The organism is Variovorax sp. 10N412 (assembly GCF_056394985.1).
In genome coordinates this window covers 182,402-207,287 of the sequence record NZ_JBFTIO010000010.1, presented here as the reverse complement: position 1 = coordinate 207,287, position 24,886 = coordinate 182,402, and the positions used below count along the sequence as shown (strand labels likewise).

Here is a 24,886-nt window from a genome sequence, read left to right as displayed (position 1 = left end):
GGTACCACTCCTTCCCATCCCGAACAGGACAGTGAAACGACTCAGCGCCGATGATAGTGCGGGTTCCCGTGTGAAAGTAGGTCATCGTCAGGCTCTTACAGCCCAGAAAACCCCAGTCAGAATATGACTGGGGTTTTTTGCTTTGCGCAGCAGCAGTCGCCAATACAAATACGCGAACGAGCAGAACCGCAGACGTAAAACACGCAGACGCAAAAAAGCCCGATGAATCCATCGGGCTTTTTGCTATCCGAAGCAGCTGAAAATCAGGCAGCCAGGCGCTGCGCAATCGCAGCCTTGGTCGCCGGCAATTCTTTTGGAAGATGGTGCTCCAACTGCTTGAACAGTTCTTCATGCAGCTTCAATTCGGCCTCCCACGCCGCTTTGTCGATGCTGGTCACCGTGGCAAATTGCTCGGCGCTGAAATTCAGGCCGGTCCAGTTCAGATCTTCATAGCGCGGGCTCACGCCAGTAAGGTGCTCGATGCCTTCCGTCTGGTTGCCCTCGACGCGGTCGATCATCCATTTCAGTACACGCATGTTCTCGCCGTAGCCAGGCCAGACGAACTTGCCGTCGGCGCCCTTGCGGAACCAGTTGGTCGTGTAGATCCTGGGGAGCTTGGCGCCCGAGGCCTCGAGCTTCTTGCCCAGGTCGAGCCAATGCTGGAAGTAGTCGCTCATGTTGTAGCCCATGAAAGGCAGCATGGCGAACGGATCGCGACGAACGATGCCTTGCTGCCCTGCCGCTGCAGCGGTGGTTTCCGAGCCCATGGTCGCGGCCATGTAAACACCTTCCACCCAATTGCGGGCTTCGGTTACCAGCGGCACGGTCGTCGAGCGACGGCCACCGAAGATGAAGGCGTCGATGGTCACGCCCTTCGGATCGTCCCACGCGTCATCGAGCGCCGGGTTGTTGGTCGCGGCGACGGTAAAGCGTGCGTTCGGGTGCGCAGCCTTGGCGCCCGTTTCCTTGGCAATCTGTGGCGTCCAGTCCTTTCCCTGCCAGTCGATCAGGTGAGCCGGCAGCGCCTTGCCTGGCGCATCCTGCTCCATGCCTTCCCACCACACGTCGCCGTCGTCCGTCAACGCGACGTTGGTGAAGATCACGCCGTCGTCCAGGCTGCGCATGCAATTCGGGTTGGTCAACATGTTGGTGCCGGGCGCCACGCCGAAATAGCCGGCCTCCGGGTTGATGGCGCGCAGCGATCCGTCGGCCTGCGGCTTGATCCAGGCGATGTCGTCGCCGATGGTCGTGACCTTCCAGCCTTCGAAGCCGGCGGGTGGCACCAGCATCGAGAAGTTCGTCTTCCCGCACGCGCTGGGGAAAGCCGCGGCCACGTGGTACTTTTTGCCTTCAGGATTCGTCACGCCCAGGATGAGCATGTGCTCGGCCAGCCAGCCTTCGTCGCGGCCCATGTTCGATGCGATGCGCAGCGCGAAGCACTTCTTGCCCAGCAGCGCGTTGCCGCCGTAACCCGAGCCGTAGCTCCAGATCTCTCGGGTCTCGGGGTAGTGAACGATGTATTTGGTCTTGTTGCAGGGCCAGGACACATCCTTCTGACCGACTTCGAGCGGCGCGCCCACGGTGTGCACGCAGGGCACGAAGTCGCCGTCGGCGCCCAGCACCTCGTACACCGCCTTGCCCATGCGGGTCATGATGCGCATGTTGACGGCAACATAGGGCGAGTCCGAGAGTTCGATGCCAATGTGCGCAATGGGCGAACCCAGCGGGCCCATGCTGAACGGCACGACGTACATCGTGCGGCCCTTCATGCAGCCATCGAACAGCGGCTGCAAGGTTGCGCGCATTTCGGCGGGCGCCATCCAGTTGTTCGTCGGGCCGGCGTTCTCCTTCTTCGCGGAGCAGATGTAGGTGCGGTCTTCGACGCGCGCCACGTCGCTCGGGTCGGACACCGCGAGGAACGAATTGGGGCGCTTGGTCGGATTGAGCTTCCTGAAGGTCCCCGCGTCCACCAGCTGTTGGCAAAGGCGGTCGTATTCTTCCTTGCTGCCGTCGCACCAGTGAATGGCTTCGGGTTTGCACAGCGCGGCCATCTCGGCCACCCAGGCGATCAGTTTGGCGTTCTTGACGTATGAGGGCGCCTGAATGGTCAGGCCCTGCATCGTGGGTGCGTTCATCGGAAAAATCTCCTAAGTTGAAAAATCGTCTTTCCGAACGGGGCGCCGAGCCTGTTCAGGCACGGAGGTCCGTTTGAGAAAACGTTTCGCTTCGGGAGACTGCGTCAACGCGGGCCGCACGGCCCGCGGACGAAAGCGCGACTGCCTGTCAGCGTCAGGCCAGAAAGACGGCGATCGATGCCAGCAGCAGCATCAGCACGCCGCCCGCCAGCGGCAGCACCAACGGCATCAGGTGAACGACCGATTCGACGGCGTCTTTTTCGACGGCAGCGCCGTGGCTCGGCTCGATGGGAGTGGGGTTGGACATCGGGAAGTACCTCGAATACACAAAGTGACAGACTCCGGTCATTTTACCGGCGGGTAGCCTTCCCCAGGTCTAGGGGGTTGCGAGCCCCTCGATCAGGGTAACCGGTGGTGATCTCGCGGCTCAATGCTGCTCTTCGGCCTCGAAGCCCGCGTCCTTGAGCGCAACCAGCACGCTGGCCAGATGCGCCCGCCCGCGGGTCTGCAGCACCAGCTCGATGTCGACGTTCTGGGCCGCCAGCATGGTGAAGGCCCGCTGGTGGTGAACCTCGTCGACGTTAGCGCCCGCTTCGGCCACGGTGGCCGTGATCTCGGCCAACGAGCCAGGCACATCGCGCGCGCTGACGCGCACGCGGGCGAGCCGCCCGGCCCGCACCATGCCGCGTTCGATGATGGCCGCAAGCAGCAGCGGATCGATGTTGCCCCCGGAAAGCACCAATCCCACGCGCTTGCCCTTGAAGCGCTCCGGGTGCCGAATCAATGCCGCCAGGCCGGCGGCGCCGGCGCCCTCGACCAGGGTCTTCTCGATTTCGAGCAGCATCAGCACGCCCTGCTCGATGTCGCCCTCGTCCACCAGCAGCAGGTCGTCGACCATGCGAGCGATGATTTCGTGCGTGAGCACACCCGGCGTGCCGACCGCGATGCCTTCGGCGATCGTGCTCTTGCCCTGCACATGGTGCGTGCCCTTGACGGCATTGACCATCGCCGGAAAGCGCGTGGTCTGCACGCCGACGATCTCGATGTCCGGCCGGCGCGCCCGTGCCGCCACCGCCATGCCCGCGATGAGCCCCCCGCCGCCGACAGCGACCACCAGCGTGTCGAGGTCGGGCACAGCGTCGAGCATCTCGAGCGCCACCGTGCCCTGGCCCGCGATGATGGCCTCGTCGTCGTAAGGATGCACGAAGGTCAGCCCCTCGCGCTGCGCAAGCTCCAGTGCATGGGCACGTGCCGCGTCGAGCGAGTCGCCATGCAGCACCACCTCGGCGCCGAAGCCCCGCGTGCGTTCGATCTTCACGCCGGGCGTGAAGCGCGGCATCACGATCAGCGCGCGCAATCCGAGCCGCTGCGCGTGATAAGCCACACCCTGCGCATGGTTGCCGGCAGACATGGCGATCACTCCGCGTGTACCGTTCTGCGCAAGATCGACCAGCTTGTTGCATGCACCCCGTTCCTTGAACGAGGATGTGAACTGCAGGTTCTCGAATTTCAGGAACACCTGGGCGCCGACGATCTCCGACAGCGTGCGAGATTCCACACAGGGCGTGTTGAGCACCTGACCTTGCAGGCGCGCCGCGGCGCGCTGTATTTCTTCGATTCCGACCATGGCGCGCATTGTGGCTGGAATCGCACCATCAGGGTTTTTACCGTTTGCGAGTCTTCCCGAAGCCAAAAGTCTGCGTTATGGTCTCTCCGAGATTTTCCTCGTTGGAGGTTGCCTGATGGCCAAGCGTGCGGGTGTCGATGTGGTGGCTGCTGCGGTACGCGGGCAGGCATTGCCGTCGCCCGGCCTCAAGGAAGCACCGGTGCTGGAGCTCATGTGCTCGCACTTCGTGCTCACGCTCGCGGCCAAGCAGGGGCCGCGCTTCAATGTGCGGCGCGACATCAACGGCCTGTTGTCGCTCACGGGCCGCCACCTCGTATGGCCCGCGCCGGTGCTGCAGCGGTTGCGCGAATTCCTCGGGCGGCGCTGCGCGGGCAACGAGGCGTGGAAGGACGTCGAGAACCTCGACGGCCGCACGCTGCTGGAGCGCCACGGCGTGTGGCGCGGCCCGTACGAAGAAGGCACGCTGTTCTTCTACCTCGACGAATACGCGAAGGACCAGCCGAAAGACCTGCTCTCCGTGCTCACCGCCACGCGCGACTGGCTCACGCACGCACTGCGCAAGCAGTCGACACTGGTCGAGAAGAACATCGACGCGCTCGCGGGCCTGTTGCAACTCAACAAGGCCGAGCGCGCGCTGCTGCTGTACGGCACGCTCGCGCGCTACCAACGCGACCTGCGTTCGCTCCTGGTCGAGTTCAAGGTCAACAACGCGCCCGAGGCCTACGCGGCCATCGCGGACATTGCGGGCGTGAACGCCAGCGAAGTGGGCGAGGCCTTGCGCGCGGGCTCTCGGCTGGAGCGCATCGGGCTCGTCGAGAACCTGATTTCCGAGCACAACATCACCGACCTGGCCGACCTCATGAAGGTCAGCGAGAAGCTGCCGCCGGTGCTCATGCGCGAGTACCGTGACCAGAACGAACTGATGGCCGTGTTCACGCGGCCCTCGGCCAAGAGCACGCTCACCCCACACGACTTCTCCTTCGTGCAGGAAGACGCGCAGATGCTCGTCACGCTGCTGCAAGCAGCAGTCGCGCGCAAGGAGCCCGGCGTCAACGTGCTGCTCTACGGGCCGCCCGGCACTGGCAAGACAGAGCTTGCGAAGGTCGTGGCACAGGCAGCCGGCCTCGAGCTTTTCGAGGTCGAGTACGCCGACCGCGACGGCAACTCGCTGAGCGGGCGCGACCGGTACCGCTCGCTGCAGATCGCACAGGTGTTTCTCAAGGGCAGCGCGCACGCCGCACTGCTGTTCGACGAGGTCGAGGACGTCTTCCCGCCCATCAGCACCGAGGCCGCGCAGTTCATGGCGCGCGCCGAGCAGGTTCCCGCGCCCACCAGCGGCAGCGTCAGCGGCAAGGCCTGGGTTAATCAGATCCTCGAAGCCAACCCCGTGCCCACGCTGTGGGTCACCAACCGCATCGAGCAGATCGACCCGGCCTTCCGCCGCCGCTTTGCGTACCACCTCGAGCTGAAGTCGCCGCCGCCCGGCGCGCGCGAGCAACTCGTGAAGAAGACGCTCGAAGGGGTGGTGGTGTCCGAAGCCTTCACCGCCAAGCTGGCCGAGCGCAAGGGCCTCACGCCGGCGCAGATCCGCACGGCGGTGCGCTTCGCCGGACTTGCGCGAACCGACGATGCCTCGGTGGAGTCGCTCATCGAGCGCCAGCTGCGCAACGCCGACCTGGCGCTGGGCACGCTCGATGCGGGGCGCGGCGAACGCCGCAGCGTCACCACCTACGACCTCGACATGCTCAATGTCGAGACCCGCTTCGAGATCCCGCGCGTCGTCGAGGCGCTGAAGGCGCGCGGCCACGGCACGCTGTGCTTCTACGGCGCGCCCGGCACCGGCAAGACCGCGCTGGCCGAGCACATCGCCAAGGCCATCGGCCGCCCGCTCATCATCAAGCAGGCCAGCGACCTCATGAGCAAGTACGTCGGCGAGACCGAGCAGAACATGGCCGCCATGTTCCGCGAGGCCGAGAACGAGAAGGCCGTGCTGCTGCTCGACGAGGCCGACAGCTTCCTGCAGGACCGCCGCAGCGCGCAGCGCACCTACGAGGTCACCGAGGTCAACGAGATGCTGCAGGGCATGGAGCGCTTCAACGGCATCTTCGTGTGCACCACCAACCTGCTCGACCGGCTCGACCAGGCGGCGCTGCGCCGCTTCACCTTCAAGATCAAGTTCATGCCGCTCACCGCGGTCCAGCGCGAGCGCATGTTCGTCACCGAGGCGCTCGCGGGCGACGCCGGCCGCCTGACTGGCGCGCTGGGCGCCCGGCTCGCGCGACTGACCCAGCTGTGCCCGGGCGATTTCGCCGCCGTGAAACGGCAGACCGATATCCTGGCCACCGAGTTTTCGGCCGACGAGTTTCTCGACCAGCTCGAGGCCGAGCACCGCATCAAGCCCGAAGTGCGTGAGTCGCGCGGCATGGGCTTCGTGCAGTAAAGAAGAAACAGCGAAGAACAGAACCGGGTGGGGTGCCCGGCAAGCGCAGCACGGCCGAAGCGGTCGCCGGCTGCGAAACATCCGTCCGCCACCGCGGGCACGAGGAGGAGCACATGGGCTTTCGAGCGATCGACCTGCGGCGGCTGCCGCGTCCTGGCGCCTGGGCTGCACGTGCGGCGCTTGTTGCGGGCTGCCTGCTGGCGGGGTGTGGGGGCGGTGGTGGCGGAGGGGGCGGCGGCGCGGGCTTGCCGATCGGCCTGCTGCCCGGCGCCACGACGCCGCCCGCCAGTGGCGGCGACGGCGACGGCGGCATCGTGGCCTCGGCCACGGTTGCCGGCCAATGCGCCGTGCCGCGCAGCGGCACCAACCCCGCCACGGGTTCGGCCTACCCCGACCGCGCCGGCTCGCTCGACACCGAAAAGAGCTGGGTTCGCGGCTGGATCGACGAAACCTACCTCTGGTATGCCGAAGTGCCCACTACCCTCAAGGCCAGCGACTACGCCACGCCGGTCGCCTGGTTCAACGTGCTCAAGACGCCGGCCACCACGGCCTCCGGCCGCGCCAAGGACCGCTTCCACTTCACCTACGACACCGAGGTGTACCGCCAGCTCTCGCAAGGCGGCGTGTCGGCCGGCTACGGCATGGAGACCGCGTCGGTGCGCAGCTCTCCGCCGCGCGACATCCGCATTGCCTTCGTCGAGCCGAGCTCGCCGGCCGACCGGCTGGGCTTGCGGCGCGGCGCGAAGATCCTGGAGATCGACGGCGTCAACGTCGTCAGCGGCACCGGCACCGCCAACGTCAACGCGATCAACCGCGCCCTTGCGCCGCAGGCCGTGGGCGAATCGCACAGCTTCACCTTCGAGGTGGGCGGCACACCGCAGGCCGCGGTGACGCTCACGGCGCAGAGCGTCACCCGCACGCCGGTGCAGAACGTGCAGGTCATCGACACCGGCAGCGGCCGCGTGGGCTACCTGCTGTTCAACGACCACATCACCACCTCGGAGGCGCAGCTCATCGATGCGGTGAACACCTTCAAGCAGGGCGCCGGCATCAGCGACCTGGTGCTCGACATGCGCTACAACGGTGGCGGGCAGCTCCTCATTGCCAGCCGGCTGGCTTACATGATCTCTTCGCCGGCGGTGACTGCGGGCAAGACCTTCGAACAGCTGGTCTACAACGACAAGAATCCGTTCCGACAGACCCTCGCGCAGACCCTGACGCCTTTCGTGGGCACCAGCCGCAGCGGCCAGACGCTGCCCACGCTCGGCCTGTCGCGCGTCACGGTGCTCACCGGTCCCGACACCTGCTCGGCCAGCGAGTCGGTCATCAACAGCCTGCGCGGCGTGGGCGTCACGGTCAAGCTGGTGGGCGGCACCACCTGCGGCAAGCCCTACGGCTTCATTCCCCAGGACAACTGCGGCACCAGCTACTTCGCCATCCAGTTCAAGGGCGCGAACCAGAAGGGCGAGGGCGACTACAGCGACGGCTTCGCACCCGACTGCACCGTGGCCGACGACTTCACTCATCCGCTCGGCGACAGCGCCGAAGCGCGCCTGGCCGCGGCGCTGGCCCTGCGCAGCAGCGGCGCATGCCCGGCCGCCGGTTCGGCCAAGGCCGCAGCCAGCGCAGGCCTCGACAAGCTGCAGGCCGCGCCGGCGCCGGAGCAGCCCTACCTGCGCGACCGGTCGCCGCTGCGCGAGAACCGCCTGGTCGAGCCTGCGCCCGACCCGGGCTGAGCCGCTCTTCTTTCCCGCGGAAAACCCCTAGGCAACAGCGCTTGCCACGCGCGTGGCAAGCGCCGTAGAGTTTGGCAAACGTTTGCGCAATGCTTTGCGCAAACGTTTGTATTTTGGTTTTCCCAAGCGTGGGACAACTGAAAACCAAACACTTAGCTCGAGGAGAAGCAGATGCGCAAATGGCTCGGGACGATGTTCATCGTCGTCATCACGGTGCTGGCGGGATGTGGCGGTGGCGGGAGCGGAGGGCCCGGCGTCGGCCTCGGGTCGTTCGGCGCTTCGGGAACCACGGCGCAGAAGATCATCATCGACAGCGACTACAACACCATGAGCGACGACGGCCAGCTCGGCGTCATGGCCACGCAGTTGCAGGCGCAGGGCAAGGTGCAGGTCATGGGCATCAGCGTGGTGTCGGGCAACCAGTGGCTCAGGCAGGGCGTGGCCGACGCGCTCATGTCGGTGGAGCGGCTGGGCGTGGGCGAGCGCATCGGCGTGTACGTGGGAGCGAACTACGCGCTCAACCACACGCTGGCCGACGTCGAGGCCGAAATGGCCGCCGGCGCGGGCGGCGACGGCTACCTGGGCGCCTGGAGCGGCCCGGAACCCAAGACCGATGCCGACCTGAAGCCCTCGCCCGACGGCTTCGCGAAACACACCGTGGTGCAGCGCAAGAGCGCGGTCGATTTCATCGTCGACACCGTGAAGGCCAACCCCGGCGAAATCACCATCCTGGCCATCGGCCCGCTCACCAACATCGCGCTGGCGGTGAAACAGAACCCCGAGATCGTCCCGCTCGTCAAGCAGATCATCTACATGGGCGGCGCCATCGACGTGCCGGGCAACACCACCAAGGCCGCGGAGTTCAACTGGTGGTTCGACCCCGACGCCGCCCAGTTCGTGGTGCGACTGCCCATCCCGCAGGTGGTGGTGCCGCTGGACGTGACCGACACCGTGTTCCTCACCAAGCCCATCTACGACCGCATCGCGCACCCGGCCAAGCCCACGGCCGTGACCGACGTGTTCCAGAAGCTCAACGGCTACGGCTTCGACGGCAAGAACGGCTTCGAGACCAACGCCAGCTACACGCAGAACATCTGGGACACGCTGACGCTCGCCTACCTGCTCGACCCGGGCTACGCCACGCAGACCGCACAGCGCTACGTCGACGTGATCGCCAAGCCCGGCGCGCCCGACAACGGCCGCTCCATCGGCTACACCGCGCAGCCGGCCGGGCCCACGTTGCAGAAGATGACGGTGGTGCAGAAGTTCGACAACGCGCGCTTCTTCGAGCTGTACGTCGACCTGCTCACGCGGCCGGTGCCGGTGGTGCTGCCGCGCTAGAACGCCTCGCAGACCCTCAGCACCTCGGTGCCGTAGGCCTCGAGCTTCTTGGTGCCGATGCCGCTGATGCCCTGCAGGTCCTCGAGCGTCGCGGGCGCGCGCTCGGCAATGGCGGCCAGCGTGGCGTCGTGAAAGATCACGTAGGCCGGCAGGTTGTGTTCCTTGGCGACCTCGGCGCGCCAAGCCTTGAGCGCCTCGAAGCGCTTCTTGCCGGTGTCGTCCAGCGAGGCCACGGCCGGCGAAGGCGCGCCCTTGGCCACCTTCTCGCGCCGGGGCTTGCGCTCCGCCGGCGACGACACCGACTCGCGCAGCGACACCGTCGCCTCGCCCTTGAGCACCGCGCGCGAGCCTTCGGTGAGCTTCAGCGTGTTGAATGCCTCCGCGTCCACCGCCAGCGCGCCGGTGGCGATCAGCTGGCGCAGCACGCCGCGAAGCGCCACCTCGCTGAACTCCGCGCCGATGCCGAAGGTGCTGACGCGCTCGTGCCCGAACTGCTTGACCTTCTCGGTCGACTTGCCGCGCAGGATGTCCATGATGTGCCCCGCGCCGAAGCTGATGCCGCTCAGCTGCTGCACGCGGTAGATGGTGCTGAGCAGCTTGCGCGCGGCATCGGTGCCGTCCCACACCTGCGGCGGGTTCAGGCAGTTGTCGCAGTTGCCGCAGGGCGTGCTATTCTCGCCGAAGTAGCCCAAGAGGCGCACGCGGCGGCAGTCGCTGGCTTCGGCCAGGGACAGCAGGGCGTCGAGCTTGCCGCGCATCACCTGCTTGAACTCTTCGCCGGCCGGGCTCTCGTCGATCATGCGGCGCTGGTTCACCACGTCGTTCAGGCCGTAGGTCATCCAGGCGTCGGCAGGCGCGCCGTCGCGGCCCGCGCGGCCGGTTTCCTGGTAGTAGCCCTCGATGTTCTTGGGCATGTCGAGGTGGCCGACAAAGCGCACGTCGGGCTTGTCGATCCCCATGCCGAAGGCAATGGTCGCGACCATGACCACGCCTTCCTCGCGCAGGAAGCGGTCTTGGTGCTTCTGGCGCACCGCCGCGTCGAGCCCCGCGTGGTACGGCAGGGCGTTGATGCCGGCGTCGCGCAGCGTCGTCGCGAGGTCTTCCACCCGCTTGCGCGACTGGCAATAGACCACGCCCGCATCGCCTTCGTGCTCGCGCTCGATGAAGCGCAGCAGCTGCGTCGTGGCGTCCTTCTTCTCGACGATGGTGTAGCGGATGTTCGGCCGGTCGAAGCTGGAGACGAACTGGCGTGCTTCTTCCAGCTGCAGCCGCTCGACGATGTCGGCGCGCGTCAGGTCGTCGGCCGTGGCCGTGAGCGCGATGCGCGGCACGCCGGCATAGCGCTCGTGCAGCACGGTGAGCGCGCGGTACTCGGGGCGAAAGTCGTGGCCCCACTGGCTCACGCAATGCGCCTCGTCGATGGCGAACAGCGACAGCTTGCCGCGCTCCTTCAGCGAGTCGAGCTGCGACAGGAAGCGCGGCGTGTTCACCCGCTCGGGCGCCGCGTACAGCAGCGTGATCTCGCCGCGCAGCATGCGGCGCTCCACGTCCTGCGTCTGCTCCCAGTCGAGCGTGGAATTCAGAAACGCCGCGTTCACCCCGGCCTCGTGCAGCGCGCCCACCTGGTCGTGCATCAGCGCGATGAGCGGCGACACCACGATCGACACGCCGTGCCCCGCGCGCTGGCGCGCGATGGCCGGGATCTGGTAGCACAGCGACTTGCCGCCGCCCGTGGGCATCAGCACCAGCGCGTCGCCGCCGCCCACCACGTGATCGACGATCTCCTGCTGGGCCCCGCGGAACTGCGCATAGCCGAAGACCTCGTGGAGGATGTCGGCGGGTGCGCTGCTGCCGGAGGCGTCGATGGGGCGGGGAGCGAGAGAGGACACAGGCAACGTGGGCAGGGCGAAAAGCAGTGAAGAAGGAGGGGCCGCCGATTGTCCCCCAGCAGCACAGTTATGACTGTGGCACGAGGTTTGCAATGGTCACCCCCGTCCCGCAGCCTCTCTTGTCTAGACAGCAAACCGGTGCATTTCCCTGCGAAGTGCACCAAAAAAGACCTTTCGGGTTATCCTGTATATACAAGTTGGGGCGCTTGGCAACAATGCGAGGCGCGTGCAACCCCGTCACCGGGATGCACCGCCGAGCCTTTCCAAAGAACAGAACCAGGAGTACCCATGGTCAAGACGACGGTAGTTGTGAAATTCGCTTCGCTGCTGGCAGCAGCTGCATGTGCAGCGGGCATGGCCCAGACGGCCGCCGCTCAGGAAACGAAGATTGCGCTCGGCATGTCCGGCTGGACCGGCTTCGCGCCGCTCTCGCTGGCCGACAAGGCCGGCATCTTCAAGAAGAACGGGCTCGACGTCGACCTGAAGATGATTCCGCAGAAGGACCGCCACCTGGCGCTGGCCTCCGGCGCCATCCAGTGCGCGGCCACCACGGTGGAGACGCACGTGGCCTGGAACGCCAACGGCGTGCCCATCGTCCAGATCTTCCAGATGGACAAGTCCTACGGCGCCGACGGCCTCGCGGTGCGCGGCGACATTGCCAAATTCTCCGACCTCAAGGGCAAGACCATCGGCGTGGACGCGCCCGGCACCGCGCCGTACTTCGGCCTGGCCTGGATGCTCAACAAGAACGGCATGACGCTGAAGGACGTGAAGACCACCACGCTGTCGCCGCAGGCCTCGGCCCAGGCCTTCGTGGCGGGCCAGAACGACGCCGCCATGACCTACGAGCCCTACCTGTCGACCGTGCGCGCCAACCCCGCCGCCGGCAAGATCCTGGCCACCACGCTCGACTACCCGATGGTGATGGACACCGTGGGCTGCGCGCCCACCTGGCTCAAGGCCAACGCCAAGGCCGCCGCCGCGCTCACCAAGTCGTACTTCGAGGCGCTCGACATGATCAAGGCCGAGCCCGAGAAGTCGAACGAGCTCATGGGCTCCGCCGTGAAGCAAAGCGGCGAGCAGTTCGCCAAGTCGTCCGCCTTCCTGCGCTGGCAGGACAAGGCGGCCAACCAGAAGTTCTTTGCCGGCGAGCTCACCAGCTTCATGAAGGAAGCCACCCCCATCCTCCTGGAAGCCGGCGTGATCCGCAAGGCGCCCGAAGACCTGGCCGCGACCTTCGATGCAAGCTTCGTCAAGTAAGGCGATGCAGCAGGTGCCTGCCGCCGTTTCGGCGGCGGTGCCTGCGCAGGCCGTTTCCTTCAAGCCCGCGCGCAGGCGCGGCCTGGCGCCGCTGGAGCCCATCGGCACGCGTGCGCGCGTGCTGCTGGGGCTCGCGTTCTTCGTTTTCTTCGTGCTGGTGTGGGCTCTTGCCACGCTCGGCGGCTTCGTGCCGCCGACCTTTCTCGCGAGCCCGCCGACGATGGTCAAGGAAGGCTGGCTGCTCTTCACCGAGTACGGCTTTCTGGGCGACATCGGCATGACCGTGTGGCGCGTGTTCGGCGGCTTCCTGATGGCGGCCGTGTTCGCGGTGCCGCTGGGCATTGCCATGGGCACGTGGAAAACGGTGGAGGCTTTCTTCGAGCCCTTCGTCTCGTTCTGCCGCTACCTGCCGGCCTCGGCCTTCATTCCGCTGCTCATTCTGTGGGCGGGCCTGGGCGAGATGCAGAAGCTGCTGGTGATCTTCATCGGCTCCTTCTTCCAGATCGTGCTGATGGTGGCCGTCACCGTGGGCGGTGCGCGGCGCGACCTGGTCGAGGCCGCCTACACGCTGGGCGCCAACAGCCGCGGCATCGTGGCGCGCGTGCTCATTCCGGGCGCGGCGCCGGGCATCGCCGAAACGCTGCGACTGGTGCTGGGCTGGGCCTGGACCTACGTGATCGTGGCGGAGCTGATCGGCTCGTCCTCGGGCATCGGTCACATGATCACCGACAGCCAGGCGCTGCTGAACACGGGGCAGATCATCTTCGGGATCATCGTGATCGGCGTCATCGGCCTGCTGTCCGACTTCGCTTTCAAGGCGCTCAACCGCCGTCTGTTCGCATGGGCCGCACTGTGATGACGACAAAGAACCAACTCTCCATCCAGGGCGTGTCGCGCGTCTTCACCGGCACCAAGGGCCAGCGCACGCAGGCGCTGCAGCCCATCGACTTCGAGGTGCGCGAGAACGACTTCGTCACCATCCTCGGCCCCTCGGGCTGCGGCAAGTCGACGTTGCTGCGCATCGTGGCGGGGCTCGACTTTCCGACCACCGGCCAGGTGCTGCTCGACGGCCAGCGCATCGACGGCCCGGGCGCCGACCGCGGCGTGGTGTTCCAGAGCTACACCCTGTTCCCCTGGCTCACCGTGGCACAGAACATCCGCTTCGGCCTGCGCGAGCGCGGCATGAGCGAGGCCGACCAGAAGGAACGCAGCGAGTTCTTCATCGCCAAGGTGGGCCTGCGCGGCTTCGAGCATCACTTTCCCAAGCAGCTCTCGGGCGGCATGCAGCAGCGCACGGCCATTGCGCGCGCGCTCGCCAACGACCCCAAGATGCTGCTGCTCGACGAGCCCTTCGGCGCGCTGGACAACCAGACGCGCGTGCTGATGCAGGAGCTGCTGCTGGGCATCTGGGAGTCGGCACAGAAGACGGTGCTGTTCGTCACGCACGACATCGACGAGGCGATCTTCATGGCCAACCGCGTGGCGGTGTTCAGCGCGCGGCCAGGGCGCATCAAGACCGAGATCGCGGTCGACTTTCCGCATCCGCGCAGCTACACCATCAAGACCTCGCCGGAGTTCATGGACATCAAGGCGCGCCTCACGGAAGAGATCCGCGCCGAGTCGATGGCCGCGGCGGAGCACTGAAAGCACGATGAAACGCGACCTGCCGACCCTGGCGCTCTACGCGCAAGTCAAGGACCACATCTCCCGCAAGATCCAGGACGGCACCTGGCCCCCTGGCCATCGCCTGCCGTCCGAGCACGAACTGGTCGCCCAGTTCGGCATGGCGCGCATGACGGTGAACCGCGCGCTGCGCGAGCTGGTGGAACAAGGCCGCATCACGCGCGTGGCCGGTGTCGGCAGTTTCGTGGCCGAGAACAAGCCGCAGTCCACGCTGCTGCAGATCGCCAACATCGCCAGCGAAATCCGCCAGCGCGGGCACGACTACCGCTGCGACATGATCGAGGTCGAACGCCTCGCCGCCTCGCCCGACGTCGCCGCCTGGCTCGACCTGCGCGCGGGTGCCTCGGTGTTCCACAGCGTGTGCCTGCACCTGGAGAACGGCACCCCGGTGCAGCTCGAGGAACGCTACGTCAATCCGCAGGTCGTGCCCGACTACCTCGAGCAGGACTTCGCCGCCATGCCGCCCAGCGAGTACCTGGTGCGCAACGTGCCGTTCGACCAGATCGAACACGTGGTCGATGCCGTGCTGCCCACCGCCGAACAGGCCGAGCGGCTCGCCATGGAACCCACCGCCCCCTGCCTGCTGCTCACGCGCCGCACCTGGAGCCGCAACACGCCCGTCACCTGGGTGCGCTGCCTGCATCCCGCCTCGCGCTACAGCCTGGGCAGCCGCTTCAAGGCCGACGGCAACGCCACCTTCGGCTGATTTTTTTGTCCACGAAGACCTTCGCTTTTCTCTCGCCCCTACTTGTATAGACAGGTTCACATGCCAAGCACACCCACCACCTCCTCCGAAGCCTCCCTGATCTCCCTCACGCTGAAGCCCGGCCGGGTCGACCTGGCGATGCTGCGACGCATCCAGGCCGGTGGCGTGCAGCTTTCGCTCGACGCGTCGGTGCTCGACGGCATGAGGAAAGCCGAAGCGGCCGTGCGCCACATCGTGGAGAACGACCAGGTCGTCTACGGCATCAACACCGGCTTCGGCAAGCTGGCGAGCACGCGCATCGGCAACGACCACCTGGCCGAGCTGCAGCGCAACCTGGTGCTGTCGCACAGCGTGGGCACGGGCGAGCCGCTCGCCGCGCCGGTGGTGCGCATGATCCTCGCGACCAAGGCCGTGAGCCTGGCGCGCGGCCATTCGGGCGTGCGGCCCGCGCTGGTCGATGCGCTGCTGGCGCTGTTCAACGCCGGCGTCACGCCGAGCATTCCCTGCAAGGGCTCGGTGGGTGCCTCGGGCGACCTCGCGCCGCTCGCGCACATGGCCTGCGTGCTGATCGGCGAAGGCCAGGCGACGCTGGCCGACGGCAAGGTGGTCGGCGGCGCCGAAGCCATGCGCAGCATCGGCCTCGCGCCCTTCGTGCTCGGCCCCAAGGAAGGCCTGGCGCTGCTCAACGGCACGCAGGTGTCGACCGCGCTCGCGCTGCACGGCCTGTTCGGCGCCGAAGACGTGTTCGCGTCGTCGCTGATGTCGGGGGCGCTGTCGCTCGAAGCCATTCAGGGCTCCATCAAGCCCTTCGACGCGCGCATCCACGCGGCGCGCGGCCAGCTGGGCCAGATGGCCGTGGCGGGTGCGGTGCGCACATTGCTCGAGGGCAGCGAGATCGTGCCTTCGCACGCCGACTGCGGCCGCGTGCAAGACCCGTACTCGGTGCGCTGCATCCCGCAGGTGATGGGCGCCTGCCTCGACAACCTCGCGCATGCCGCGCGCGTGCTGGTCATCGAGGCCAACGCCGCTTCGGACAACCCGCTGGTGTTCGTCGACACGGGCGAGGTCATCTCCGGCGGCAACTTCCACGCCGAGCCCGTCGCCTTCGCGGCCGACATCATCGCGCTGGCCATCAGCGAGGTCGGCGCCATCGCCGAGCGCCGCATCGCGTTGCTGCTGGACACCGGCCTGTCGGGCCTGCCGCCGTTCCTGGTGCGCGACGGCGGCCTGAACTCGGGTTTCATGATCGCGCAGGTCACGGCGGCCGCACTGGCGTCGGAGAACAAGTCGCTCGCCCACCCCGCCAGCGTCGACAGCCTGCCCACTTCGGCCAACCAGGAAGACCATGTGTCGATGGCCACTTTCGCGGCGAGGCGCCTGGGCGACATGGTGAACAACACGGCCGTGGTGGTGGGCATCGAAGCGATGGCCGCCGCGCAAGGCATCGAGCTGAAACGCGGCCTCAGGAGCTCGCCGCTGGTCGAGGCCGAATTCGCCAGCATCCGCCAGAAGGTTGCCTTCCTCGAGCGCGACCGCTACCTCGCCCCGGACATCGAAGCCATGCGCCAGTGGGCGCTGAAGGCCGACCTGCCCGCCGCACTCCTCGACATCCTGCCCAGTCACTCGTAAAACACCACCCGATTAGGAGAACCACGCCATGAACGCTCCCGAGAAATTCGCCCTGAACAACCCTGTTGCCACCGACCCGCGCCACGACCCGACGCGCGTGATCCGCGCCCCGCGCGGCAGCGAACTGAACTGCAAGAGCTGGCTCACCGAAGCCCCGTTCCGCATGCTGCAGAACAACCTCGACGCCGAGGTGGCCGAGCGGCCGCAGGACCTGGTGGTGTACGGCGGCATCGGCCGTGCCGCGCGCGACTGGGCCTGCTACGACCAGATCCTCGCGTCGCTGAAGGAGTTGAACGACGACGAGACCCTGCTCATCCAGTCGGGCAAGCCGGTGGGTGTGTTCAGGACGCACGAGAACGCGCCGCGCGTGCTGCTGGCCAATTCGAACCTCGTGCCCAAGTGGGCCAACTGGGAGCACTTCAACGAGCTCGACCGCCTGGGCCTCTTCATGTACGGCCAGATGACGGCGGGCAGCTGGATCTACATCGGCAGCCAGGGCATCGTGCAGGGCACCTTCGAGACCTTCGTCGAAGCCGGCCGCCAGCACTACGGCAACAGCTGGGCGGGCAAGTGGATCCTTACCGCCGGCCTGGGCGGCATGGGCGGCGCGCAGCCGCTGGCCGCCACGCTGGCGGGCGCGGTGTCGCTGAACATCGAGTGCCAGCAGTCGAGTATCGACTTCCGCCTGCGCACCCGCTACGTCGACAAGCAGGCGCGCGACATCGACCATGCGTTCGAGCTCATCAAGCAGCACACCGACGCGAAGGAAGCGGTGTCGATCGCGCTGCTGGGCAATGCGGCGGACATCCTTCCGGAACTCGTGAAGCGCGCGAAGGCCGGCGGCATCAAGCCCGACCTGGTCACCGACCAGACCTCCGCGCACGACCTGATCAACGGCTACCTGCCTTCGGGCTGGAGCGTTGCGCAATGGCAGGCCGCGATGAAAGACCCGGCGCAGCACGAAGCGCTCACGAAGGCGGCCGCCAGCTCGTGCGCCGTGCACGTGCAGGCCATGCTCGACTTCCAGGCCATGGGCATCCCCACTGTCGACTACGGCAACAACATCCGCCAGGTCGCGTTCGACGAGGGCGTGAAGAACGCCTTCGACTTTCCCGGTTTCGTGCCCGCCTACATCCGACCGCTGTTCTGCGAGGGCAAGGGCCCGTTCCGCTGGGTGGCGCTCTCGGGCGACCCGGAAGACATCTACAAGACCGACGCCAAGATCAAGGAGCTGTTCCCCGAGAACACGCACACCCACCGCTGGCTCGACATGGCGCGCGAGCGCATCGCCTTCCAGGGGCTGCCGGCGCGCATCTGCTGGCTGGGCCTGGGCGAGCGCCACATCGCCGGACTGGCCTTCAACGAGATGGTGAAGAACGGCGAGCTGAAGGCGCCCATCGTCATCGGCCGCGACCACCTGGACACCGGCTCGGTCGCAAGCCCCAACCGCGAGACCGAAGCCATGAAGGACGGCACCGATGCGGTGAGCGACTGGCCGCTGCTCAACGCGCTGCTCAACACCGCGGGCGGCGCCACCTGGGTCAGCCTGCACCACGGCGGCGGCGTGGGCATGGGCTACTCGCAGCATTCGGGCGTGGTGATCGTGTGCGACGGCACCGACGCGGCCGCCAAGCGCATCGAGCGCGTGCTGTGGAACGACCCGGCCACGGGCGTGATGCGCCACGCCGACGCGGGCTACGACATCGCGGTGGCCACGGCCAAGGCGAAGGGGCTGAAGCTGCCGATGGTCAAGTGAGCGAACGGACCCACAAGGCGCAGCGTCGTTAAGACGAAGGTAGAAAGAAAAATCGCGGCCATTCCCACTCGCTGGGAATGGGGGCTTGGAAGTGAGAACGGCGAGCAAGATACTGCAAGCCGGTTTCACTTTCGTTCGCGACCGCCCGCCATGACCCTCACCAGCGACACTCCCGCCAACGACCGCGCGCTCTTCGTGCTGTCGGTGCTGGCGCAGAGCAAGTCGGCGATGACGGCGGCCGAGCTGGTTCAGGCCACCGGCCTGTCGCAGAGCACGCTGTACCGGCAGGTTGCCACGCTGCGGCGCTGGGGCTTCGTGATGGAGTCCGACGGGCGCTACTCGCCGGGCCCGGTGAGCGTGCAGCTGGCCAGCGGCTTCGACGGCAACTCCGACCTCGTGCTGGCCGCGCGCGCCGACATGCGCGTGCTGGCCCAGCAGACGCACGAGAGCGTGGCACTGGTCACGGTGGTGAACGACCGCGTCGTGTGCCTGGAGATGATCGACAGCGAGCAGTCGCTGCGCTGCTCCTTCGACCGCGGCCGCAGCGTGCCGGCGCGCGACGGCGCCAGTGCCAAGTGCCTGCTGGCGCACCTGCCGCTCGACCAGCGCGATGCGCTGCTCGAAGGCCTGAATGAGGCGCCCGAACGCCGCGCCGCGCGCGCCGCCGAACTCGACGCCATCCGCGAAGCCGGCCATGCCGTGACCCACGGCGAGGTCGACGCCGGCGTGTGGGGCGCGAGCGCTCCGGTGCTCGCCACCGGGCGCCGCCTGCGCGGCGCGATCACGCTCATGGCGCCGCTCACGCGCGTCGAGGGCATGGAAGCTGCATTGCTCCACATGACCGTCGTCACGGCGGCCCGCATTTCCCGCGCCCTGCAGTAGTTGCGCGCTGCTTTTTTCTTTCTCATTCCCACGGAAGCCTTCCCACCATGAACACCCGCCGCACCCTCGTCGCCGCCGCCCTGTCCAGTCTTGCCTTCGCCGGCCTATTCGGCCTTGCCGCCGGCGCCCACGCGCAGGGCGAGCCGCTGCGCGTGGCCACCGACGCCACCTTCCCGCCCATGGAGTTCGTGGAGAACGGCAAGCGCACCGGCTTCGACGTGGAACTGGTGGAAGCCATCGGCAAGACGCTGGGCCGCAAGGTCGAGTGGATCGACATCGACTTCAAGGGCCTGGTGCCGGGGCTGATCTCCAAGCGCTTCGACATGGCCGTGTCGGGCATCTACATCACCGACGAGCGCAAGAAGGTCGTCGACTTCACCGTGCCCTACTACGCGGGCGGCCTGGTCGTGATGGTGAAGGACGGCAACACCGCCATCAAGACGCCGGCCGACATCAGCGGCAAGAAGGTCAGCGTGCAGGTGGGCACCAAGTCGGTGTCGTACACGAAGGAGAAATTCCCGCAGGTGCAACTGCTGGAAGTCGAGAAGAACCAGGAGATGTTCAACCTGGTGGACATCGGCCGTGCCGACGCGGCCGTCACCGGCAAGCCTGCCGCCTACCAGTACGTGCGCACGCGCGGCGGCCTGAAGGTGCTGCCCGAGCAGATCACCACCGAGGAATACGGCATGGCCATCCGCAAGGACACGCCCGAGCTGACCAAGGCCGTGAACGGCGCCATCGAGAAGCTGAAGGCCGACGGCACGTACGACCAGATCGTGAAGAAGTGGTTCAAGTAATGTTGGCCCCCCGCCTTTTCACGCGCTGCGCGCGTGTAACTCCACCCCCCGAGGGGGTGGCGCGGCCGGCTTGGGGCGGCCCGGCGCTCGGCCGCCGGAAGGGTTGACCATGGATCTCGACTTTTCGCCCGTCTGGCAAGGCTGGCCCGACCTGCTGCGCGGCGCGCTGGTCACGGTGGAAATCACCGCGTGCGCGCTGGCGCTCGGCTGCCTGCTGGGCCTGGTGGTCGGCATCGGCCGGCTGAACCCGAAGCGGCGCTGGATCTACGGCGTGTGCACCGCCTACGTGGCGGCCATTCGCGGCACACCGCTGCTGGTGCAGCTGTTCATCCTGTTCTTCGGCTTGCCGCACTTCGGCATCCTGCTGCCGGCCTTCCTGTGCGGCGTGCTGGGGCTCGGCGTGTACTCCGGCGCGTACGTGTCGGAGATCGTGCGCGGCGCGATCCAGTCGATCGACAAGGGCCAGACCATGGCCGCGCAATCGCTGGGCATGACGCCCGGCACGGCCATGCGCCAGATCGTGCTGCCGCAGGCGGTGGTGCGCATGATTCCGCCGCTGGGCAACGAGTTCATCGCGCTCATCAAGAATTCGGCGCTGGTGTCGCTCTTGACCATCCATGACGTGATGCACGAGGGGCAGAAGATCATCAGCGTGTCGTACCGGTCGCTGGAGGTGTACCTGGCGATCGCCGTCGTGTACTTCGTGCTCACGGGAACCATGACGCTGGTGCTGCGGCACTTCGAGCAGAAGCTGCGCCAGGGCGGGTTGATGCGATGAGCGGTGCGACTGCATTTGCATTGCTCCCTCCCCTCCCGGGGGAGGGCTGGGGGACGGCCTCGACCCGATCACGACGCTCGTTGGGCGCTGCCCCCATCCCAGCCTTCCCCCGGAAGGGCAAGGGGCAAGAGGAGACGCAATGAACGGCGTGCAGCGCTTCTCACGCGCGACCCTGCCTGTCACGCCCTGGAAAAACGGCGGCGGCACCACGCAGGAAATCGCCAGCTGGCCGCAGGGCGCGCCGCTCGACAGCTTCGGCTGGCGGGTGAGCATCGCCACCATCGCAGCCGCCGGGCCGTTCTCCGTGTTCGCGGGCATCGACCGCGTCATCACGCTGCTCGAAGGCGACGGCGTGCGCCTCTTCACGCACGACGCGCGCATCGACCACCGGCTCGACGTGCCGCACCAACCCTTCGCCTTCAGCGGCGACGAGGCCATCGACTGCACGCTGCTCGGCGGTGCGTCGAACGATTTCAACGTGATGACGCGGCGCGGACAGTGGCGTGCCGACGTGCAAGTGCTTCACAGCGCCTCGGCCATCGAGGCTGCGCCGCATGGCGTGCTGCTGGCGCTGCGCGGCGCATGGCGCCTCGATGACGCGCAATGCCCTGAAGGCGAGGGCCTGCGCTGGGCCGATGCCGCACAGGCACGGCAGGCGCTGCCGGACGGCCCCGACGCGCGATTGATGGCCGTGCGCATCCTCCCGGCCTGACCCCGGACAACGACGACCCAAGAGACGATGAACCCCGCCCACAACTTCCCCTCGGCCGACGGCCTCTGGACCGGCCTGCGGCTCGCGTCCGAACCGAACGAAGACGCCGCCATCGCGGTGGTGCAGGGCGCGATCCGCTGGGTCGGCGCGCGCGGCGCGCTGCCCGCCGAGTTCGCGGGCCTCGCGCCGCACGACGGCGGCGGCGCGCTCGCCACGCCGGGCCTGGTCGACTGCCACACGCACCTCGTCTACGGCGGCCAGCGCGCCAACGAATTCGCGATGCGGCTCGCAGGCGCGACCTACGAGGAAGTGGCACAGGCCGGCGGCGGCATCGTGTCGTCGGTGCGCGCCACGCGCGAGGCCGACGAGGACATGCTGTTCGCGCAGGCCGCGGCGCGGCTCGAACAGCTGCTGGCCGGCGGCGTGTGCGCCATCGAGATCAAGTCGGGCTACGGGCTTTCGCTCGAACACGAACGCAAGCAGCTGCGCGTGGCGCGGCGCCTGGGCGAGGCCTACGGCGTGACGGTGCGCACCACCTTCCTCGGCGCGCATGCGTTGCCGCCGGAATACGCCGACCGAAGCCACGACTACATCGACCTCGTGTGCCGCGAGATGCTGCCCGCGCTCGCCGCCGAAGGCCTGGTCGACGCGGTCGATGTGTTCTGCGAACGCATCGCCTTCTCGCTCGAAGAAACCGAGCAGGTCTTCCAGGCCGCGCAGGCGCTGGGCCTGCCGGTGAAGCTGCATGCGGAGCAGCTGTCGGACATGGGCGGCGCCGCGCTGGCCGCGCGCTACGGCGCGCTGTCGTGCGACCACATCGAGCACCTGTCGGCCGACGGCATCGAGGCGATGCGCCGCTCGGGCACCGTGGCCGTGCTGCTGCCCGGCGCGTACTACACGCTGCGCGACACGCACCTGCCGCCCATCGCCGCGCTGCGCGCCGCGGGCGTGCCGATGGCGGTGTCCACCGACCACAACCCCGGCACCTCGCCGGCACTGAGTCTTCTGCTGATGGTGAACATGGCCTGCACACTCTTTCGCCTCACCGTGCCCGAGGCACTGGCTGGCGTCACCGTGCATGCCGCGCGCGCGCTGGGCCTGCAGGACACGCATGGCGCCATCGCGGCGGGCATGCCGGCCAACTTCGTGCTGTGGAACGTGCGCGAAGCGGCCGAGCTCGCCTACTGGTTCGGCCAGCAACCCGTGCGCACCGTGGTGCGCCAGGGCCGCCTCGCGATCGGAGCGCAGGCATGACGCACACGCTTTTCGCCGCCGATGCGCTGCTGCCCGAGGGCTGGGGGAAGAACGTCTTGCTGGCGTGGAACGATGCCGGCCAGCTCACCCAGGTGCAGGCCGGCGCACATCGCCCCATCGACACCCACACCGCCAGGGGGCCGCTGATCCCCGGCATGCCCAACCTGCATTCGCATGCTTTCCAGCGCGCCTTCGCCGGCCTCACCGAGCACCGCGCCGGGGAGCACGACAGCTTCTGGAGCTGGCGCACGCTGATGTACCGCTTTGCCGCGCGCCTCGGCCCGCAGCACATGGAGGCCATCGCCACCTGGCTCTACGCCGAGATGCTCGAGGCGGGCTACACCAGCGTGTGCGAGTTCCAGTACGTGCACCACGACGTGGACGGCATCCCGTATGCCGACGACGCGACGCTGAGCCTCGCCTTGCTGCGCGCTGCGCGCAAGGCCGGCATCGGCTTCACGCTGCTGCCGGTGCTCTACCAGACCGGCGGTTTCGGCGACATGCCGCCCAGCGACGGGCAGCGCCGCTTCATCCGCTCGACCGACTCGATGCTGCGCCTGCTCGAAGCGCTCAAGCCCGCGTGCGACGCGCAGGGCGCCCGCCTGGGCCTGGCGCCGCACTCGCTGCGCGCCGTGCCGCCCGAAGGGCTGCGCGACGCCGTCGCAGGGCTGGAGGCCATCGACCGCACCGCGCCCATCCACATCCACATCGCCGAGCAGACCAAGGAAGTGGACGACTGCGTGGCCTGGAGCGGCCTGCGCCCGGTCGAGTGGCTGCTCGACCACGCGAGCGTCGATGCGCGCTGGTGCCTGGTGCATGCCACGCACATGAACGACGCCGAGTACGAGTACGCGGCGCAGAGCGGCGCGGTCGCGGGCCTGTGCCCGACGACCGAGGCCAACCTGGGCGACGGCATCTTCGACTTCGCCAAGTGGCGCGGCCACGGCGGCGCCTGGGGGGTGGGCTCGGACAGCCACGCCAGCGTGAACGCGGCGGAAGAACTGCTGATGCTCGAGTACAGCCAGCGCCTCGCCAGGCGCCAGCGCAACGTGGGCGCGACGGCCGCACAGCCGCATGTGGCGACCGCGTTCACGCTCGACGCGGTGAAGGGCGGCGCGCAGGCGTCGGGCCGCACCGTGGCGGGGCTGGCCGTGGGCCAGCAGGCCGACTTCGTGGTGCTCGACGCATCGCACCTTGCGCTGCAAGGCCTGAGCGCGCCCGATATGCTCTCGGCCCACGTCTTCGCGAGCCACCGCACCTCGGCCATCGACACCGTCTGGGTGGCGGGCCGCACGCGCGTGTCGGCCGGCCGCCATGCGCTGCACGGCGAGGCCGCGGCCGCCTTCGTGGCCGCGCGCACCCAACTACTCAAGGATTGACCCCCACCATGGCCACCACGCCTTTCTCCACCACCGAGCCGCCGTTCCGCTTTCGCCAGGGCACGCGGCCGCTGCTCATCTCGATGCCGCACGTCGGCACCCACGTGCCGCCCGCGCTCGCCGCGCGCTTCACCGACGAGGCGCGCCACGTGCCCGACACCGACTGGCACCTCGAGCAGCTCTACGACTTCGCCGACGCGCTGGGCGCCTCGGTGCTCGTGGCCACGCACTCGCGCTACGTGGTCGACCTGAACCGTCCGCCCGACGGCGCCAGCCTGTACCCGGGCCAGAGCGTCACCGGCCTGTGCCCGATCGACACCTTCGACGACACCCCGGTCTATGCGAATGCCGCCGACGTGCCGGGCGAGGAAGAAATCGCCCAGCGCCGCGACGCCATCTGGCAGCCCTATCACCGGCAGCTGCAGGCCGAACTGGACCGCCTGAAGGCGGCGCACGGCACGATCGCGCTGTGGGACGCGCATTCCATCCGCTCGGTGCTGCCGCGCTTCTTCGAAGGCAAGCTGCCCGACCTGAACCTGGGCACCGGCAAGGGCACCAGCTGCGACCCGGCACTCGCGCAGACGCTGCTGGGCATCGCCGAGCGCGCCACCGGCTACACCGGCGTGCTCAACGGCCGCTTCACCGGCGGCTACATCACCCGCCAGTACGGCAACCCGGCGCAGAACGTTCATGCGGTGCAGCTGGAGATGACCCAGTCGAGCTACATGCAGGAAGCGCTGCCGTTCGACTACCTGCCGGAGGTGGCTGCGGGCGTGAAGCCGCATGTGCGGGCGATGCTGGAGGCGGTGCTGGCCTTCGTGGAAGCGCCCCCGAAGAAGTGACAAAGGGCTGACGGGCATAGGGGACGGCCTGCGGTTTCTA

The 24,886-nt window shown here is 67.7% G+C and carries 20 protein-coding genes and 1 rRNA gene; 17 read left to right on the top strand and 4 right to left on the bottom strand.

The features are described 5' to 3' along the window. Positions 1 to 93, top strand: a 5S ribosomal RNA gene (rrf, locus tag AC1DJH_RS22665); the annotation flags it as partial. Positions 94 to 263: 170 nt separating this feature from the next. Here rrf and AC1DJH_RS22660 read toward each other — a convergent pair. The 3 genes from AC1DJH_RS22660 to AC1DJH_RS22650 form a co-directional block, all read right to left on the bottom strand. Then, a complete protein-coding gene (locus tag AC1DJH_RS22660) occupies positions 264 to 2,135 on the bottom strand; it encodes a phosphoenolpyruvate carboxykinase (GTP) (RefSeq protein ID WP_478187244.1) in 1,872 nt (623 codons plus the stop codon). A 154-nt stretch (positions 2,136 to 2,289) separates the two neighbouring features. Further along, positions 2,290 to 2,442, bottom strand: coding sequence for a hypothetical protein (locus tag AC1DJH_RS22655; protein ID WP_435441433.1), 153 nt, complete (start codon positions 2,440 to 2,442; stop codon positions 2,290 to 2,292). A 120-nt stretch (positions 2,443 to 2,562) separates the two neighbouring features. Beyond that, positions 2,563 to 3,762, bottom strand: coding sequence for a threonine ammonia-lyase (locus tag AC1DJH_RS22650; RefSeq protein WP_478187243.1), 1,200 nt, complete (start codon positions 3,760 to 3,762; stop codon positions 2,563 to 2,565). A gap of 115 nt (positions 3,763 to 3,877) precedes the next feature. On the opposite strand from AC1DJH_RS22650, the gene AC1DJH_RS22645 reads away from it, so the two are divergent. The 3 genes from AC1DJH_RS22645 (at position 3,878) to AC1DJH_RS22635 (ending at position 9,279) form a co-directional block, all read left to right on the top strand. Then, a complete protein-coding gene (locus AC1DJH_RS22645) occupies positions 3,878 to 6,202 on the top strand; it encodes an ATP-binding protein (protein ID WP_478187242.1) in 2,325 nt (774 codons plus the stop codon). A 113-nt stretch (positions 6,203 to 6,315) separates the two neighbouring features. Continuing rightward, a complete protein-coding gene (locus AC1DJH_RS22640) occupies positions 6,316 to 7,938 on the top strand; it encodes a S41 family peptidase (protein WP_478187241.1) in 1,623 nt (540 codons plus the stop codon). Between the two features lie 171 nt (positions 7,939 to 8,109). Next, positions 8,110 to 9,279, top strand: a complete 1,170-nt coding sequence (locus tag AC1DJH_RS22635; protein WP_478187240.1) for a nucleoside hydrolase — start codon at positions 8,110 to 8,112, stop codon at positions 9,277 to 9,279. On the opposite strand, the gene recQ is transcribed toward AC1DJH_RS22635, so the two are convergent. Beyond that, the gene (recQ, locus tag AC1DJH_RS22630; protein ID WP_478187247.1) at positions 9,276 to 11,168 is read right to left on the bottom strand and encodes a DNA helicase RecQ; all 1,893 of its coding nucleotides are present in this window, start codon (positions 11,166 to 11,168) and stop codon (positions 9,276 to 9,278) included. The genes AC1DJH_RS22635 and recQ overlap by 4 nt on opposite strands. A gap of 288 nt (positions 11,169 to 11,456) precedes the next feature. Between recQ and AC1DJH_RS22625 the strand changes: the two genes are divergently transcribed. The 13 genes from AC1DJH_RS22625 (at position 11,457) to hutG (ending at position 24,846) form a co-directional block, all read left to right on the top strand. Then, positions 11,457 to 12,428 carry an ABC transporter substrate-binding protein gene (locus AC1DJH_RS22625; RefSeq protein ID WP_435441441.1) on the top strand — a complete coding sequence of 324 codons (972 nt, stop codon included), beginning with the start codon at positions 11,457 to 11,459 and terminating at the stop codon, positions 12,426 to 12,428. Between the two features lie 4 nt (positions 12,429 to 12,432). Further along, complete coding sequence (locus tag AC1DJH_RS22620) at positions 12,433 to 13,284, top strand: ABC transporter permease (RefSeq protein ID WP_472114348.1); 852 nt, start codon at positions 12,433 to 12,435, stop codon at positions 13,282 to 13,284. Then, positions 13,269 to 14,072, top strand: a complete 804-nt coding sequence (locus AC1DJH_RS22615; protein WP_478187239.1) for an ABC transporter ATP-binding protein — start codon at positions 13,269 to 13,271, stop codon at positions 14,070 to 14,072. Before AC1DJH_RS22620 ends, AC1DJH_RS22615 begins: the two co-directional genes overlap by 16 nt. A gap of 7 nt (positions 14,073 to 14,079) precedes the next feature. Continuing rightward, the gene (gene hutC / locus AC1DJH_RS22610; protein ID WP_435441444.1) at positions 14,080 to 14,817 is read left to right on the top strand and encodes a histidine utilization repressor; all 738 of its coding nucleotides are present in this window, start codon (positions 14,080 to 14,082) and stop codon (positions 14,815 to 14,817) included. Between the two features lie 60 nt (positions 14,818 to 14,877). Then, entirely contained in the window at positions 14,878 to 16,446 is a 1,569-nt protein-coding gene (hutH, locus tag AC1DJH_RS22605) for a histidine ammonia-lyase (protein ID WP_478187238.1), read from the top strand. A gap of 28 nt (positions 16,447 to 16,474) precedes the next feature. Continuing rightward, positions 16,475 to 18,202, top strand: coding sequence for a urocanate hydratase (hutU, locus tag AC1DJH_RS22600; protein ID WP_478187237.1), 1,728 nt, complete (start codon positions 16,475 to 16,477; stop codon positions 18,200 to 18,202). Between the two features lie 150 nt (positions 18,203 to 18,352). Continuing rightward, positions 18,353 to 19,084 (top strand): IclR family transcriptional regulator, encoded by a 732-nt coding sequence (locus AC1DJH_RS22595; protein ID WP_478187236.1) that lies wholly within the window; start codon positions 18,353 to 18,355, stop codon positions 19,082 to 19,084. Positions 19,085 to 19,131: 47 nt separating this feature from the next. After that, positions 19,132 to 19,881: a transporter substrate-binding domain-containing protein gene (locus tag AC1DJH_RS22590; protein ID WP_478187235.1), complete on the top strand. Its 750-nt coding sequence runs from the start codon at positions 19,132 to 19,134 to the stop codon at positions 19,879 to 19,881. 109 nt (positions 19,882 to 19,990) lie between these two features. Next, the gene (locus AC1DJH_RS22585; RefSeq protein ID WP_435488109.1) at positions 19,991 to 20,659 is read left to right on the top strand and encodes an amino acid ABC transporter permease; all 669 of its coding nucleotides are present in this window, start codon (positions 19,991 to 19,993) and stop codon (positions 20,657 to 20,659) included. 139 nt (positions 20,660 to 20,798) lie between these two features. Further along, complete coding sequence (locus AC1DJH_RS22580; protein WP_472114317.1) at positions 20,799 to 21,371, top strand: HutD/Ves family protein; 573 nt, start codon at positions 20,799 to 20,801, stop codon at positions 21,369 to 21,371. Between the two features lie 27 nt (positions 21,372 to 21,398). Next, complete coding sequence (gene hutI / locus AC1DJH_RS22575; RefSeq protein WP_478187234.1) at positions 21,399 to 22,625, top strand: imidazolonepropionase; 1,227 nt, start codon at positions 21,399 to 21,401, stop codon at positions 22,623 to 22,625. Beyond that, complete coding sequence (locus tag AC1DJH_RS22570; protein WP_478187233.1) at positions 22,622 to 24,004, top strand: formimidoylglutamate deiminase; 1,383 nt, start codon at positions 22,622 to 22,624, stop codon at positions 24,002 to 24,004. The genes hutI and AC1DJH_RS22570 overlap by 4 nt, the downstream gene beginning before the upstream one ends. 8 nt (positions 24,005 to 24,012) lie before the next feature. Further along, the gene (hutG, locus tag AC1DJH_RS22565; RefSeq protein WP_478187232.1) at positions 24,013 to 24,846 is read left to right on the top strand and encodes an N-formylglutamate deformylase; all 834 of its coding nucleotides are present in this window, start codon (positions 24,013 to 24,015) and stop codon (positions 24,844 to 24,846) included. The last annotated feature ends 40 nt before the right edge of the window (positions 24,847 to 24,886 follow it).

Excerpts from the sequence above, each read along its gene's own strand:
- AC1DJH_RS22660 (WP_478187244.1), bottom strand. The coding sequence starts at position 2,135 with ATGAACGCACCCACGATGCAGGGCCTGACCATTCAGGCGCCCTCATAC.
- AC1DJH_RS22655 (WP_435441433.1), bottom strand. The coding sequence starts at position 2,442 with ATGTCCAACCCCACTCCCATCGAGCCGAGCCACGGCGCTGCCGTCGAA.
- AC1DJH_RS22650 (WP_478187243.1), bottom strand. The coding sequence starts at position 3,762 with ATGGTCGGAATCGAAGAAATACAGCGCGCCGCGGCGCGCCTGCAAGGT.
- AC1DJH_RS22645 (WP_478187242.1), top strand. The coding sequence starts at position 3,878 with ATGGCCAAGCGTGCGGGTGTCGATGTGGTGGCTGCTGCGGTACGCGGG.
- AC1DJH_RS22640 (WP_478187241.1), top strand. The coding sequence starts at position 6,316 with ATGGGCTTTCGAGCGATCGACCTGCGGCGGCTGCCGCGTCCTGGCGCC.
- AC1DJH_RS22635 (WP_478187240.1), top strand. The coding sequence starts at position 8,110 with ATGCGCAAATGGCTCGGGACGATGTTCATCGTCGTCATCACGGTGCTG.
- AC1DJH_RS22625 (WP_435441441.1), top strand. The coding sequence starts at position 11,457 with ATGGTCAAGACGACGGTAGTTGTGAAATTCGCTTCGCTGCTGGCAGCA.
- AC1DJH_RS22620 (WP_472114348.1), top strand. The coding sequence starts at position 12,433 with ATGCAGCAGGTGCCTGCCGCCGTTTCGGCGGCGGTGCCTGCGCAGGCC.
- AC1DJH_RS22615 (WP_478187239.1), top strand. The coding sequence starts at position 13,269 with ATGGGCCGCACTGTGATGACGACAAAGAACCAACTCTCCATCCAGGGC.
- hutC (WP_435441444.1), top strand. The coding sequence starts at position 14,080 with ATGAAACGCGACCTGCCGACCCTGGCGCTCTACGCGCAAGTCAAGGAC.
- hutH (WP_478187238.1), top strand. The coding sequence starts at position 14,878 with ATGCCAAGCACACCCACCACCTCCTCCGAAGCCTCCCTGATCTCCCTC.
- hutU (WP_478187237.1), top strand. The coding sequence starts at position 16,475 with ATGAACGCTCCCGAGAAATTCGCCCTGAACAACCCTGTTGCCACCGAC.
- AC1DJH_RS22595 (WP_478187236.1), top strand. The coding sequence starts at position 18,353 with ATGACCCTCACCAGCGACACTCCCGCCAACGACCGCGCGCTCTTCGTG.
- AC1DJH_RS22590 (WP_478187235.1), top strand. The coding sequence starts at position 19,132 with ATGAACACCCGCCGCACCCTCGTCGCCGCCGCCCTGTCCAGTCTTGCC.
- AC1DJH_RS22585 (WP_435488109.1), top strand. The coding sequence starts at position 19,991 with ATGGATCTCGACTTTTCGCCCGTCTGGCAAGGCTGGCCCGACCTGCTG.
- AC1DJH_RS22580 (WP_472114317.1), top strand. The coding sequence starts at position 20,799 with ATGAACGGCGTGCAGCGCTTCTCACGCGCGACCCTGCCTGTCACGCCC.
- hutI (WP_478187234.1), top strand. The coding sequence starts at position 21,399 with ATGAACCCCGCCCACAACTTCCCCTCGGCCGACGGCCTCTGGACCGGC.
- AC1DJH_RS22570 (WP_478187233.1), top strand. The coding sequence starts at position 22,622 with ATGACGCACACGCTTTTCGCCGCCGATGCGCTGCTGCCCGAGGGCTGG.
- hutG (WP_478187232.1), top strand. The coding sequence starts at position 24,013 with ATGGCCACCACGCCTTTCTCCACCACCGAGCCGCCGTTCCGCTTTCGC.